This window comes from Pseudonocardia humida (assembly GCF_023898865.1).
Classification (GTDB): domain Bacteria; phylum Actinomycetota; class Actinomycetes; order Mycobacteriales; family Pseudonocardiaceae; genus Pseudonocardia; species Pseudonocardia humida.
The window spans coordinates 1-13,851 of sequence record NZ_JAGSOV010000069.1 but is presented as its reverse complement, the minus strand read 5'-3'; the positions used below and the strand labels follow the sequence as shown (position 1 = coordinate 13,851).

Annotated in this window: 12 protein-coding genes and 1 pseudogene; 2 read left to right on the top strand and 11 right to left on the bottom strand. The window is 74.9% G+C overall.

Going from position 1 to position 13,851, the window contains the following annotated elements:
• Nucleotides 1-19: 19 nt before the first annotated feature.
• The 8 genes from KDL28_RS31735 to KDL28_RS31700 form a co-directional block, all read right to left on the bottom strand.
• Nucleotides 20-1,663, bottom strand: coding sequence for a class I adenylate-forming enzyme family protein (locus KDL28_RS31735; RefSeq protein ID WP_252444451.1), 1,644 nt, complete (start codon nucleotides 1,661-1,663; stop codon nucleotides 20-22).
• Nucleotides 1,664-1,791: 128 nt separating this feature from the next.
• Nucleotides 1,792-2,337 carry an NAD(P)H-dependent oxidoreductase gene (locus tag KDL28_RS31730; protein ID WP_252444449.1) on the bottom strand — a complete coding sequence of 182 codons (546 nt, stop codon included), beginning with the start codon at nucleotides 2,335-2,337 and terminating at the stop codon, nucleotides 1,792-1,794.
• 34 nt (nucleotides 2,338-2,371) lie between these two features.
• Nucleotides 2,372-3,226, bottom strand: coding sequence for a helix-turn-helix domain-containing protein (locus KDL28_RS31725; protein ID WP_252444447.1), 855 nt, complete (start codon nucleotides 3,224-3,226; stop codon nucleotides 2,372-2,374).
• 132 nt (nucleotides 3,227-3,358) lie between these two features.
• Nucleotides 3,359-4,279, bottom strand: coding sequence for an ABC transporter permease (locus KDL28_RS31720; protein ID WP_252444445.1), 921 nt, complete (start codon nucleotides 4,277-4,279; stop codon nucleotides 3,359-3,361).
• A gap of 1 nt (nucleotide 4,280) precedes the next feature.
• A complete protein-coding gene (locus KDL28_RS31715; RefSeq protein ID WP_252444443.1) occupies nucleotides 4,281-5,507 on the bottom strand; it encodes a quaternary amine ABC transporter ATP-binding protein in 1,227 nt (408 codons plus the stop codon).
• Nucleotides 5,504-6,436, bottom strand: a complete 933-nt coding sequence (locus KDL28_RS31710; protein WP_252444441.1) for a glycine betaine ABC transporter substrate-binding protein — start codon at nucleotides 6,434-6,436, stop codon at nucleotides 5,504-5,506. The genes KDL28_RS31715 and KDL28_RS31710 overlap by 4 nt, the downstream gene beginning before the upstream one ends.
• A gap of 76 nt (nucleotides 6,437-6,512) precedes the next feature.
• Nucleotides 6,513-7,427 carry a TauD/TfdA dioxygenase family protein gene (locus tag KDL28_RS31705; RefSeq protein WP_252444440.1) on the bottom strand — a complete coding sequence of 305 codons (915 nt, stop codon included), beginning with the start codon at nucleotides 7,425-7,427 and terminating at the stop codon, nucleotides 6,513-6,515.
• A gap of 233 nt (nucleotides 7,428-7,660) precedes the next feature.
• A complete protein-coding gene (locus KDL28_RS31700) occupies nucleotides 7,661-9,352 on the bottom strand; it encodes a sensor histidine kinase (RefSeq protein WP_252444602.1) in 1,692 nt (563 codons plus the stop codon).
• A 181-nt stretch (nucleotides 9,353-9,533) separates the two neighbouring features.
• On the opposite strand from KDL28_RS31700, the gene KDL28_RS31695 reads away from it, so the two are divergent.
• A complete protein-coding gene (locus KDL28_RS31695; protein WP_252444438.1) occupies nucleotides 9,534-9,950 on the top strand; it encodes an SRPBCC family protein in 417 nt (138 codons plus the stop codon).
• A gap of 195 nt (nucleotides 9,951-10,145) precedes the next feature.
• The gene (locus KDL28_RS31690; protein WP_252444436.1) at nucleotides 10,146-10,331 is read left to right on the top strand and encodes an Fpg/Nei family DNA glycosylase; all 186 of its coding nucleotides are present in this window, start codon (nucleotides 10,146-10,148) and stop codon (nucleotides 10,329-10,331) included.
• Nucleotides 10,332-10,623: 292 nt separating this feature from the next.
• Here the strand turns inward: KDL28_RS31690 and KDL28_RS31685 are convergent.
• The 3 genes and pseudogenes from KDL28_RS31685 to KDL28_RS31675 form a co-directional block, all read right to left on the bottom strand.
• Nucleotides 10,624-10,953 (bottom strand): annotated as a pseudogene (locus tag KDL28_RS31685) (histone-like nucleoid-structuring protein Lsr2); the annotation flags it as partial.
• Between the two features lie 526 nt (nucleotides 10,954-11,479).
• On the bottom strand, nucleotides 11,480-12,784 hold the full coding sequence (locus KDL28_RS31680; RefSeq protein WP_252444434.1) for an acyltransferase family protein: 1,305 nt from the start codon (nucleotides 12,782-12,784) through the stop codon (nucleotides 11,480-11,482).
• A gap of 215 nt (nucleotides 12,785-12,999) precedes the next feature.
• Nucleotides 13,000-13,599 (bottom strand): dihydrofolate reductase family protein, encoded by a 600-nt coding sequence (locus KDL28_RS31675; RefSeq protein ID WP_252444432.1) that lies wholly within the window; start codon nucleotides 13,597-13,599, stop codon nucleotides 13,000-13,002.
• Between the last annotated feature and the right edge of the window lie 252 nt (nucleotides 13,600-13,851).

Genomic DNA, 13,851 nt, shown 5'->3' with positions numbered 1-13,851 from the left:
GACGCGAGACCGCCCCCGCTCAGGTCTGCCGGTCGCGCAGCTCCCGCTTGAGCACCTTCCCCGTCGCCGTGCGCGGCAGCGGTCCGTCGAACCAGGCGATGCGGGTCGGGGCGGCGAAGCCGGCCACCCGCTCGATGACGGCGGCCCGCAGCGCGTCGGCGTCGCGGGGCGCGCCGGGGGCCGTGCGGACGGCCGCGGCCACCTCCTCGCCCAGCGTCGGGTGCGCCACCCCGTACACCGCGGCCTCGACCACCCATTCCACGCCGTGCAGCGCGTCCTCGACCTGCGCGCAGTAGACGTTCTCCCCGCCCCGGATCACCACGTCCTTGAGCCGGTCGACGACGTGCACCCAGCCGGCGCGGACGAAGCCGAGGTCGCCCGTGCGGTACCAGCCGTCGACGAAGGCCTCCGCGGTGGCCGCCGGGTTGCGCCAGTAGCCGCGCACCACGTTCGGGCCGCGGAACCACAGCTCGCCGATCTCGCCGTCGGGCAGGTCCCCCAGCGTGGCCGGGTCGACGATACGCAGGTCGGCGCCGGGAGCGGGCCGCCCGACGCTGTCGGGGTGGGCCACGTAGTCACGCCCGGAGTTGGCGCAGATCGCCGAGGTGGTCTCGGTGGAGCCGTAGCCGTTGGCGGCGAACGTGCGCGGCCCCAGCGCGGCGCCGATGCGCCCGACCAGCTCGGCCGGGATCGGCGCGCCGCCCATCCCGATGCGGGTGAGCGAGGGCATCGCGGCGGGGTCGGCGATGGCCGCCTCGGCCAGCTCGCGCATGGTCGTCGGCACCCCGGCCGCTGCGGTGAGCTGCTCGTCGCGGACCAGGGCGCGGGCCTCCTCGACGTCCCAGCGGTACTGGGTGGCGACCTTCCCGCCGACGAGCACGGCGCCGTAGAGGGAGTTGAGCCCGGCGATGTGGAACAGCGGGTAGCTCAGCAGCGTCCCCGGCTGGGCGGTGGAGGGGGTGGTGCCCGCGGCCCGGGCCACGGCCCGGTTCAGCAGCAGCACGTTCAGCGCGTTGGTGACGTGGTTGCGGTGGCTGTGCACCGCGCCCTTGGGCCGGCCGGTGGTGCCGGAGGTGTAGAGGATCGTCGAGCTGTCGCCGGGCCCGACATCGACGTCGGGGACGGGCGCGGCCGGGTCGAGCGCGGCCACCAGGTCGTCCCACTCCCGCCCGGGCGGGGCACCCTCGCCGCGCACGCGGACCAGCGGGACGTCGAGGTGCCCGGTCAGCCCGGCGGCGCGCTCGCCGTCGGCGACGACGAGCCGGGCGCCGCTGTCGCCGACCGCCCAGCGCAGCTCCGGGCCGCTCCACCAGGCGTTGAGCGGCACCGCGACCAGCCCGGCGACCTGGGTCGCCCAGAACACCGGGCTCCACTCGGGGTAGTTGCGCATGGCGATGGCGACCCGGTCACCGGGGACCAGGCCGTACTCGTCGCGGAAGGCGGCGGCCAGGCCGAGCACCAGCCGCAGGTGCTCGGCGTAGCTGCGGCGCTCGTCGCGGTAGACGGTGAACGGGCGGTCGCCGAAGTCGGCGGAGGCCAGCAGCATCTCGCGCAGCGTGTGCGGACCCCGCCGGTAGAGCCGCATGGGCACGCCGTCGACGACGGCCTCGACCAGCGCGAACTCCGCGTCCGGGGCGGTCAGCGCGGCGAGGTGCGGTCCCAACCCCGTGGACCCGGCCGGAACTCGTTCTCCCGCGTGCATCACCGCCATCGTCGCACGTGGGGCGCCGGGACGGCCGTGAGTGGAAGTTCACGTCCGGGCGGGCGCTCGCGCGCCCGACCCCCTTGCGCTCAGACCTGCGGCGTGATCGCGCTGAGCGCCGTCGAGGCCCTGATCGCCGTGGCGAGGTCGGCCAGCGCGGCGCCGTGCCCGGCGGCCAGCGCGGCGCTGTCCCCGGTGAGGGTGGAGCGGTCGACGTAGGCGCCGTGGTCGAAGTACAGCCCGGGTGAGAGCACCTGGACGGCGAAGAAGCCGGCGAGCACCGAGCGCAGGTCGGCGACGGCCAGGAAGTGGTGGCCGCTGGCCCCGGTGAGCACGGTGGCCGCCGCGGTGCCCTGCAGCGGCGCCGACTTCTCCCCCCACTTGCCGCGCTCGGTGCGTTCCAGCAGGTCCTTGAGCAGCGCGCTGTAGGTGGCCCGGTAAACCGGGCTGCCGAAGACGACGGCGTCGGCGGTGGCGAAGGCGGCGATCACCCCGTCCGCGCCCGCCTGGGACAGCTCCAGCCGCGACACCGAGGCGCCCGCCTTCTCGGCGCCGGCGAGCACACCGGCGACGGCGGCCGCGGTGCGCCCGCCCGGCTCCGGTCCGGCGACGACGCCGAGGACGTTCAGGGGCATGGCTTCCTCTCGGGGTGGCGCTCGGGGTGGGCGATCAGCCGGAGACCACGCGCAGGGGGTCGGCCCGGCGGCGGGCCAGCGCGTCGAGCGCGGCGGCGGTGGCGGCGTCGGCGGGCAGGTGGACGAGCAGGCGCTGGTCGTCGTCGACGGGCAGCTCGAGCGTCTCGTAGGCCAGCCGCAGCTCGCCGGCCTCGGGGTGGCGCAGCCGCAGCACGCCGGTGGGGCGCGGGAGCGCGTGCACGGCGGCGGAGCGGCGGGTGAACTCGACCCCCGCGGTCACGGCGAGCTCGTCGACCAGCGCGGCGATGTGCGGGTCGGCCAGGAAGGGACCGTGCTTGAGGGTCGCGACCTGCTCGTCGGCGACGCGCGACCAGTCGGGGAAGGCGTCGCGGGCGCGGGCGTCGGTCAGCACGAACCGGGCCAGGTTCGGCACCGCGCCGTCCAGCAGGCCGATCGGGCCGAGCAGGCGCCGGTAGCCCGCGGTGTGCGCGAGGACCTCGGTCAGCCGGTTGAGCAGCACCGCGGGGGCCGGTTCGAGGTGGTCGAGCAGGGCCCGCACGGTCGGGCGCACGGTGCGCACCGGGGCCGCGCCGCCGGTGCACAGGAAGCCGCCCTCGGCACCCCTGGCCAGCTTGTGCAGGTGCACGCGCTCGTTCGGGGTGAGCTGCAGGGCGTCGGCCAGGGCCGAGAGCACCTGCGCGGACGGGCGGCGGTCGCGGCCCTGCTCCAGCCGGATCAGGTACTCGACGCTGACCCCGGCCAGCATCGCCACCTCGGACCGGCGCAGGCCCGGCGTGCGCCGCCGCGGCCCGGCCGGCAGCCCGGCCGCGGCCGGGATGAGCGCCGCGCGCCGGGCGCGCAGGAAGGCGCCGAGCTCGTTCTCACCCACGACCCGAACCTACCCGCGCGCGGCGCCGCGATGGTGGCCCTGCCAACACCCCCCCCCCCCCCCCTCCCTTCTACACGGCGTTGTTTGTCGTTTGGACCGGTCCAAAACGACGACGACTTCGTTCTCGACGGGTCAGCCGGCGGCCGGGGCCGCGGCGGGGGTGGGTTCGGTGGCGGGACGCGCGGTGGCGGGGGCCGACTGCCGGTTGCGCAGCTTCGTCCAGTAGCCGGTGAGGGGCCGCTGCGCCAGCCCGGCGGTGATGCGGTCGAGGAAGATGGCCAGCAGCACCACGGCCAGCCCACCCTCGAAGCCCGCGGCGATGTCGAGCTGGGTCACCGCGCTGACCACCACCGTGCCCAGGCCGCCCGCGCCGGCCAGTCCGGCGACCACCACCATCGACAGCGCCAGCATGATCACCTGGTTGATCCCGGCCATGATCGAGGGCAGCGCCATCGGCAGCTGCACCTCGCGCAGGATCTGGCGCGGGTGCGCGCCGAAGGCGTGCGCCGCCTCCACCACCTCCGGGTCGACGCCGCGGATGCCCAGCTCGGTCAGCCGGACCGCGGGCGGGATCGCGAAGATCGTGGTGGCCACGACGCCGGGCACCGCGCCGATGCCGAAGAAGAACACCGCGGGGATCAGGTAGACGAACACCGGGGTGGTCTGCATGAAGTCCAGGATCGGGCGCAGCACCGCGCTCGCCGCGCGCTTGCGGGCCGCCCAGATGCCCAGCGGGACGCCGACCGCGGTGGCGATGACCGCGGCGACCAGCACCACGGCCAGCGTCTCCATCGTCTCCGCCCACAGGTCCAGCGAGCTGATCAGCAGGAACGCCAGCAGCGTGTAGACCGCCAGCCCGACCCCGCGCACCAGCAGCGCCGCCAGCGCCAGCACCGGGATCCAGATCCAGAACGGCGGCCCGGTGAGCGCCAGGGTGAGGGCGTCGGTGATCGCGGTGACCACGGCGCTGATCGCGTCCAGGACGCCGGGGATCGCCCGCAGCAGCCAGGTGATGAAGTCCTCGACGTAGCTGCCGAGTTCGATCCGGGGCATGTCAGCTCCTGCTCGGGGTGGCCAGCGCGGCGAGCACCGCGGCCCGGGGGACGACACCGAGCAGCTTGCGCTCGTCGTCGACCACGGCCAGCGGCACGGGATGGCGACCGACCTGCTGCAGGATGTCGATCAGCGGGCGGTCGGCTCCGGTGGTGAGGTAGTCGTCGGTGAGGCTCTCCCGGGTGATCTCCCGGGTGCGGGTGGCCTGGGCCAGCGCCAGCCAGTCGTCGTGCACCACGCCGAGGACGCGGCCCTCGTCGTCGAGCACGTAGGCGGCGGTCGACTCGGCCTCGCCGAGGCGGCGCAGCAGGTCGGCCGGGTTGTCGTCGAGGTGGGCGGTCAGCCGCGGCTGGTGGATCACGTCCGCGGCGGTCAGCACCCGGGTGCGGTCGACGTCGGCGACGAAGTCGGCCACGTAGTCGTCGGCCGGCGCAGCCAGGATCTCCGGACCGGTGCCGACCTGCACCAGCCGGCCGTCCTTGAGCAGCAGGATGCGGTCGCCGAGCAGCATGGCCTCGTTGAGGTCGTGGGTGATGAACACGACGGTCTTGTTCAGCTCGCGCTGCAGGCGCAGCAGCAGGGCCTGCATGTCGCGGCGGATGAGCGGGTCGAGCGCCGAGTAGGGCTCGTCCATCAGCAGTACGTCGGTGTCGCTGGCCAGCGCCCTGGCCAGCCCGACCCGCTGCTGCATGCCGCCGGAGAGCTCGCCGGGCAGCGCCTCGGCGCGGTCGGCCAGGCCGACCTGCTCCAGCGCCCACTCCCCCTTCTCGCGGCGGTCGGCCTCCGCGCCGCCGCGGATCTGCAGCCCGTACTCGGCGTTCTGCCGGACGGTGCGGTGCGGCAGCAGCGCGAAGTGCTGGAAGACCATGCTCATCCGCCGGTTGCGCAGCTCGCGCAGCTCGGCGTCGTCCAGGCCGCCGAGCGCGCGGCCGTCGATCTCGATCGTGCCCCCGCTCGGCTCGATCAGCCGGTTGAGCAGCCGGACCAGCGTCGACTTCCCCGACCCCGACAGCCCCATCACGACGAACAGCTCACCGGGGCGCACGTCGAACGAGACGTCGTGCACGGCCAGGGTGACCCCGGTCCGCTCCTGGATCTCGGTGCGCCCGACGCCCCGCCCGGACAGCTCCAGCGCCTCGGTGGCCGCCGGCCCGGAGCCGAAGACCTTGGTCAACCCCTGGCAGCGGATCATCGCCGCCTCGGACCCCGTGCTCGACACCGCGCTCATCCGACCCACGTCCGGACCAGCTCGGGGTGCTCGGCGACGTAGGTCCGGGCGACCTCCTCGATGTCCTCGTTGTCCACGTCGACGGCCTTGAGCATGACCTCGATGTCGGGCAGCGGCAGCTCGAAGCGGCCGAGCAGCGCGTGGAACCGCGGGCTGGTGGTGGCCAGCTCCTTGCTGCTCGCCGTCCACGCGGCGTATGCGGGCATGGCACAGGCCCCGTTCCCTGTCGTGAAGCAGTCGGGCTGGTAGGGGTCGGGCTCCTCCAGCTGGGTCAGGTCGAACTCCTCGAACACCCAGTGCGGGTGGTAGAGGTAGACCAGGATCGGCTCGCGCCGCTCGTAGGAGCGGCGCAGCTCGGCGAGCTGGGCGGCCTCGCTCGAGGTCACCTGCTCCAGGTCGAGCCCGTAGCCGGCGAGCCGCTTGGTGTTCTGCTCGGTGGTGATGAAGCTGGGGTCGGAGTCGACCAGCCGCCCGCCGAGCGCGTCGGCGTAGTCGTTGAGCTGGGTGACGCTGCGCAGCCCGTCCAGCGGCTGGCCCGGCTCCAGCGCGTAGGTCGGCACGAACCAGCCCTGCCCGGCCTCGCCGTAGGTCTCGTGCACCAGCTCGATGCGCTCGGCGGCCTTGCCGGCCAGCGCCTCCTGGTTGGGCATGGCGACCTCGCTGAGCATGTCGACGTCGCCGCGCTGGGCGCCGGCCCAGGCGGTCGCCGGGCCGACCTGGATGGTCTTGATGCGGCTGACGCCCAGCTCGGGGTGGGTGGCCACGACCTCGGCCAGGATGGCGTTGGTCAGCTTGGCCGCGCTCCAGGGGAACTGGGCGGCGCGCACGGTGGAGCCGCCGGGGCCGGCGGAGCAGCCACCCAGCACGACCGCCAGGACCAGGCAGGCCAGCAGCGCACCGGCCCGCCTGGCACTCACGGGGAGGGTCACGGACGGCCCCTTCCGTCGGGGTCGGGAGTGCCCGGATGCTTCCGCGCGCCGCGCCGCGACGCCACTCGGAGCACGGTCACCCGCTCGCCCCTGCGGTGACCGGGAGGCCCCGCAGGACCTGGACGCCCACCGGCGCCTCCCCCCGCAGCGTGATGCGGTGCATCACCCGACGGGCGTCGCCGTAGTCGCGGTTGGCGTAGTGCGCGGTGGCCCGGTTGTCCCACATCGCCACGTCGCCCTGGGCCCAGCGGTGCCGCACGATGTGCTCGGGCTTGGTGATGTGGGCGTAGAACAGGTCGAGCAGGTGGCGGCTCTCGGCGTCGGAGACGCCGAGGACGTGGCTGGTGAAGCCCGGGTTGACGAACAGCGACCGGCGGCCGGTCTCGGGGTGCACCCGCACGACCGGGTGGGCGATCGGCTCCAGCGCGGTGAACGTCTCCCCCTCCCACTGCGAGCCGCGCCCGCCGCGGCGCTGGGCGAGGTAGTAGCCGAACTCGCGGGTGCCGTCGTGCACCGCGGTCAGCTCGTCGGCCAGCCGCTGGACCGGCTCGGACAGCGAGGCGTAGGCCGGCTCCAGGTCGGCCCACTGGGTGTCGCCGCCGGTGGGCGGCAGGGTGACCGCGCGCAGGATCGAGCCCAGCGGCGGCCGCTTCACGAAGGTGACGTCGGTGTGCCAGACGTCGGCGAAGCCGTTGTCGGCGCTGTCGAGGGCGTAGATCTCGGTGTGGGCCTCGTCGATGCCCGGCACGACCGGGTGCGAGGTGGTGAGCTCGCCGAGCCGGTTGCCCAGCGCGATCTGGGCGTCGGGGTCGAGGGCCTGGTCGCGGAAGAACAGCACCTTGTACGCGGTGAGCGCCTGGCGGACCGCGGCGATCCGGGCGTCGTCGGCCGAACCCAGGTCGAGCCGGACGATCGCGCCGAACGCGGGCCCGAGCGGCTCCACGTCGAGTGCGGCGCCGGGGGTGGACGGGACCGGACGCGGGGTGGACATGGTTCTCCCGGGGATGGCGGCGGAAGCGTGCGGGTGCGCGGCGACGTTCGCGTGGAGCGTCGAGCGGAAGGGCGGCGAGCCGGAGCGTCAGCGGCAGTGGCGACACGCCGCGGACTGCAGGCGGCACAGGTCCACGTGCAAGCGCGCGACGAGCCGCAGGTCCACGAGGACCGATCCTGCGTGCCGGGTGCCCGGCCCGCAAGCCCTTGCGGGCACCACCGGCGCCGCCGCGCTCACCCCTCGGCGGTGAGCGGGACCCGCCAGGTCAGACGGGTGCCGCGCGGCTCGACCGGCCCGACGGCCAGCGTTCCCCCGCACGCCTGTGCGCGTTGCTCCAGGTTGCGCAGCCCGCTGCGGGCCGCGGTCGGGTCGATGCCCGCCCCGTCGTCGGCGACGTCGAGCACGAGGACGCCGTCGCCCGCCTCGACGGTGAGGGTGATCGCCTCCGGGCGGCCGTGGCGCACGGCGTTGCTGACCGCCTCCCGGACCACGGCCACCGCGTGCAGCCCGATCGGCTCGGGGACCAGCGCGTCGACCGGACCGGAGATCCGCACACCGGGCGAGATCCCCGACCCGGCGGTCGCCTCGGCCGCGGTGTCCAGCAGCCGTCTGCGCAGGCCCGTGGACTGGCCGTCGTCGAGGGTGTGCAGGTCGAAGATGGCGGTGCGGATGTCGCGCACGGTCCGGTCGAGCTCGCCGACGGCCTGCTGGACGCGGTGGCGCACGGTGGCGTCCTCGATGCGGCGCAGCGTGCTCTGCAGCTGCAGCCCGGTGGCGAACAGCCGCTGGATGACGTGGTCGTGCAGGTCGCGGGCGATGCGGTCGCGGTCGGCGAAGACGTCGAGCTTGCGCTGGGTCCGGTTGCGCTCGCCGAGGGCCAGCGCCAGCGTGGCCTGGTCGGCGAAGGAGGTCAGCAGCGGCACGACCCCCGGCTGGAACGGCGTCGCGCCCGCCCGGCGCAGCGCCACCAGCACACCGGTGACGCAGTCCTGGGACCGCAGCGGCACCGCCACCACCGAGCCGTGCGGCGGGCCGTCGGTGAGCCCTTCCAGGACGTCGCCTTCGCGGCCGGCGAGCACCGCGGCGCCCCCGTCCACGACCTCCCGCAGCAGCGCGTCGCCGCGGTCCACGGCCAGGCCGTGCAGGTCGGTGCCGTCCGGGCCGGCCAGCGCCCGGATGTGGAACGCGTGGTCGCCGGGGTCGGGGACGAGCAGGATCGCGGTGGTGTCGGCCTCGATCAGCTCCAGCGTGCGCCGGGCGATCAGGGCCAGCGCGTCGGCCTCGCTGGCCCCGGCCAGCAGCTCGCCCTGGATCTCCGCGGACGCCTCCAGCCAGCGCTGGCGCCCGCGGGCCTGCTCGAACAGGTCGGCGTTCTGCACCGCGATGCCCGCCGCCGCGGCCAGCGCCTCGACCACGGCCTCGTCGGCCGCGGTGAACTCGCCGCCGCCGGCCTTCTCGGTCAGGTAGAGGTTGCCGAACACGGCGTCCCGGACCCGGACCGGCACGCCGAGGAACGTGCGCATCGGCGGGTGGTTGGGCGGGAAGCCGACCGAGGCCCCGTGCCGGCTGAGGTCGGCCAGCCGCAGCGGCCGGGGGTCGAGGATGAGCTGGCCGAGCAGCCCCTTGCCCTCGGGCAGCGACCCCATCCGCGACCGGGTGGCGTCGTCCACGCCGACGTGCAGGAACCGGCTCAGCCCGCCACCGGGGGCCAGCACGCCCAGCGCCCCGTACCGGGCGTCGACCAGGTCGACGGCGGCCTGCACGATCCGGTGCAGCGTGGTGTCCAGGTCGAGGTCCTCGGCGACGACGAGCACCGCGTCGAGCAGGCGCTGCATCCGGTCGCGCGTGCGCATGATCTCGACGAGCCGCTCCTGGACCTCCCGCAGCAGCTCGTCGAGGCGCAGGTTGGACAGCACGTCGGACATCGCTCGGGGGTGCCCACCGGCGTCGTGCGTCGCCACCGGTTCTCCTTCGCTCGCTGCCGGGACGAGGGACGAGCTTGCCCGATGGCGGGGACGTCCGGCGAGGGGGCCTGCGGCCGCGGTGGGGCGATCACCGGCGCCCCCGGGCCCGAGTAGGGCCTCGGCCGGCGGGTACCGCTGCGCCATGGGCGACTACGAGCACAGCACGACCGTCACCGCCGACCCCGACGAGCTCTACCGCTACCTGTCCGACGTGCACAACCTGCCCGACTACTTCGCCGCCATGCGCGAGGCCGAGGCCACCGGCGAGAGCTCCCACGGCGGCGCGGAGGTGCACGTGGTCGCCGAGGTGGAGGGCACGCGCCGGGAGGGTGAGGCCTGGCTGACCCGCGACGCCGACAAGCGCACGCTGTCATGGGGGTCGGAGGGCCCGAACGGCTACCGCGGCGACCTGCACGTCGACCCGGCAGGCGAGGGCTCGGAGGTGACGGTGCGGCTGCACACCGAGCGCGCCGACGGCGACGGCATCCGGGCCGGGCTGGAGCAGACCCTGGCCTCGATCAAGCAGCGGGTCGAGGGGGCGGGCACCGGCGGGGCGTAGGGGCGGGTGGCCGATGCTCACCGTGCTGCCCACCCGGGACGAGGACCGGGTGGTCGGCCACCTCGGCCCGGACCTGCTCGCCGACGACTTCGACGCCGATCTCGCGGCGGCGCGGCTGCGCGCCGACCCGGAGCGGCCGGCCGGCCCGTCGGGGAGGTCGACCTGCCCCGGCTGCTCGGGACGGCCCGGACCCGGATGCGCCGCGCGATCGTGGCCGACCCGACCCAGAACACCACCGGGCTGCCCCGCCCGCGGCACTGGGTCTACGGCCGCAAGGGCCGCCCCTGCCTGCGCTGCGGCACCCCGGTGGCGTTCCGCCCCGGCGAGCGCACCCCGCACGGCCGCGAGACGTGGTGGTGCCCGCGCTGCCAGCCCGACTGACCGCCGCCGCGGTACGGCCGGGTCGCGACGACTCCTGCTTGCGCTCCGCGCACCCGTCAGCGGTGCGCCGGGCGCCGGTGAACGCGACGCTGCTGGTCGCGGTGGTGGTCGGGTCGGCGACCGGGACCGGCCGCCGACCGGCGGTGGGGCCGCCTCAGCTGGCGGCCTGGCCCACGGCGAAGGGATCGGTGACCGACGGCCGCTTCTTCTTCGGCGTCTCCTCGGCCGGCACCGCGGTCACCTCGACGTCGCCGGCCGCCCCGTTCCCCGACGGGGACTCCTCCGCGCCCTCGCGCTTGTCGTACGCCTCCACCACCGCACTCGGGATGCGGCCGCGCTCGGAGACCTCGAAGCCGTTCGCCCGGGCCCACTCGCGCACGGCGACGGCGTGCTCCCGGTCGTAGGAGCCGCGCTTGGCGGGGCGCTGCGCGCCCGCCTTGCGGGTACCGCCCGCGCGGCGCGCCGCGGCGATGAACTCGGCGAGCCCGTCACGCAGGCGGGCCGCGTTCTCCTCGGACAGGTCGATCTCGTACTCGCGGCCCTCGACGGCGAAGCGGACCGTTTCGACGGCGGTCGACCCGTCCAGGTCGTCGACGAGTCGGGTCTCGATTCGCTGTGCCATTGGACACTTCCGTTCGCTCGCTGATCCATCATCGTCCGCCGCCCGGCGGAGCAACTCCCGCCGGCGGCAATGCGCTACTCGGCAGCGCTCCTTCCACCATAGTGGAACCCGTGCCCGAGTGGGCGGGCAGCACCTTTGTCGCGCCATTCCGCAGCACCTCCGGTCATCCGGGAGGATGTTCCGGTCCGCGCCTTCGACCACCGGCCGGACCGCGTCGAACCGCGTCCGCGGTTCCGCGCGCACGCAGCGTGCGCAAACCGCTGCGGTTACCCGCTATCCCGGCGACGGGGCCTCGTGCGAACGGTCCCGCACGTCACCGGGTGCGGCCGACCGTCGCCCTCGCGGGCGGCCAATGCGCGTAATCGGGACGGATCGAGAACCCGGCGCGAAACCGCTGGAAAGCGCGGCGGTCGCGCCGGGACGACCGCCGAGAGCCGCGGCACAACTCGCGCCCACCGCGACCGGGACGCGATTTCCTCACCGGGCGTTCACATCGCGCCGGCACCGAACCGCGTCCCGGCGCGGGTCAGCGCGTGCGCGCCGCGTACGCCGGGCGGGCCCGCACGCGCGGCATCGGCATCGTCAGCGCGTCGGCGGTCGGCGCGCCGATCGAGGCGTACACCGGCATGGTGACGTCGTCGTCCGGCCAGGAGGCCCGCACCACCCCGATCGGGACGACCGGGATCGGGACGGTCGGATCGGCCACCGGGAGGGCGGCGGGCGACGGGTCCGCCACGGCGGCCGGCTTGGCGCCCGGCAGCTCGAACAGCCAGCCGGCCCGCACGCGCTGCAGCAGCGCGTGCAGCCCGAGGCTGACCCCCACCAGGGCCGCGGTCAGCAGCACCGGCTCGAGCAGGGCCAGCCCGAACCGCACCGGGAGCGGTCCGGCGCCCAGCGGCCCGAGCAGGGCCCAGTGCGCCAGCACCAGCGCCGGCATGTGGATCACGTAGATGGGCAGCGTCTGGCGGCCCAGCGCGGCCATCGGCCCGCCGAGCCACCGCCAGCGGGCCACCTTCGCCATCACCGTGATGCCGAAGACGGCGGCCACGGCGCCGGCGACCGGCCACACGCCGGGCGTCTCCTTGGCGTCCAGCGCCAGCATGGCCGCCAGCACCACGGCGAACCCGGCTCCGGTGATCCCGACCCGCAGCCAGCTCGTGCCCGTGGCCAGCGACTCGACCCGGCGGCGCAGGTACAGGCCCGCCAGGAAGAACAGCAGGTTCTGGTAGAGCACGCCGCGGTTGCCCGGCGAGTCGATCCAGTTGGCCGCCGACGCCGCCGACAGGGCGAAAGCGAGCGCGAGCACGGGCGCCGCGGGCACCGTGCGCACGAGCTTCGCGATCACGAAGTAGACGGCGAGCGCCATCAGGTACCACAGCGCGGTGGGCGTCACCGTGAGTTGTTCGAGGAACTGGGAGCCGTTGCGCGCGATCTCGGTGTCGAACGGCATCGGGATCGGCGCCATGACCGCGGTGTGGATCAGCAGCCAGATGGCGTACAGGTAGAGGAACCGCGCGACGCGCGTGCGCGCCACCACGCTCCACGGCCTGGCCACCGCCGAGGCGGCGAACATGCCCGAGATCGCGAAGAACAGCGGCATCCGCATCGGCAGCAGCATCCGGCCGAACACGCTCCACGCCTCGGGCAGCGGCACCGGCAGCGCCCAGTCGACGTAGAGGTAGTGCTTCCAGATGACGTGCCAGCTGACGACGAGCAGGATGCACAACCCCTTGGCCGCGTCGGCCCAGAGGGTGCGGTCGGCCGCGGAGGCGCCGGGGCGCACCTCCGCGGCGGGACGGGACGTCGTCGTACCGGGCGCGCGTGAAGTCACACGTGTGCCTTTCTGCCGCAGCGCCCGCCGTGGGGGAGGCGACGGACACGGCCGGTGGGGGAGCGGGCCGGTGGCTGGGCGGGACCAACCGATCCGGGGATCGTGCCACGTGCTGTCAACCCGTGGGGGATCAGAACACGACTTCCCGGTGAACGGCGGTCACGCTCCGCGCACGTTATGTCCCCTTCGGCCCTCCGGCTGCCCCTCCGTCCGGGTCACCCCCTTGCGACCGAGTAGCGGAGGTGGGTGACCAACTCGGTCGGCCGCACCTCGACCGGTACCAGTTCCGTGCGCCCGACGCCCTCGAACAGCCGCTCCCCCCGGCCGAGCACCACCGGCGCGACGTGCAGCCGCAGCTCGTCGAGGAGCCCGGCGGCCAGGTACTGGTTGACGGTCGCCGCCCCACCGGCGATGGCGACGTCCTGATCCCCCGCCGCGGCACGGGCGCGGTCGAGCGCCTCGACGACGCCGCCGGTGACGAAGTGGAAGGTGGTGCCGCCGGCCATCTCCACCGACTCCCGCGGGTGGTGGGTCAGCACGAAGACCGGGGCGTGGTACGGCGGCTCCGGACCCCACCAGCCGGTCCAGTCCAGGTCCCACTCGCCGCGCCCGGGCCCGAACATGTTGCGCCCCATGACGAACGCGCCCGCCGAGCTCAGCGCGGCGACCTCGGCGGCGTTCTCCTCGGCCCGCTCGAACATCCAGCGGTGCAGGCTCTCGCCGACGCCTTCGCCGAACGGCAGCTCGGGCCCCTGGTTGGGACCGGCCGCATAGCCGTCGACGGAGACCGCGATCCCGCAGGTGACCTTGCCCATGGTGTCCTCCTCGGTGGCGGGCCCGCTGCCCGCCTCGCCCTCCGGTCGGAGCCGCCCGCGCCTTCTCGACACCCCCGTGGTTCCAACGGCGCTCTCGCCCAACAGGGCCGGCCCACCGCGCCCCTCGCTCGCCCGGGTGGGACGAAAGCCGCGCTCGCACCACCGCGCGCAACGGGAGTGGCTCTCGTCCCACCGGGCGCAACGAAAGTCGCGCTCGCTCCCCCGGCGAGGCGGCGCGCAGCGCCGCGAGCC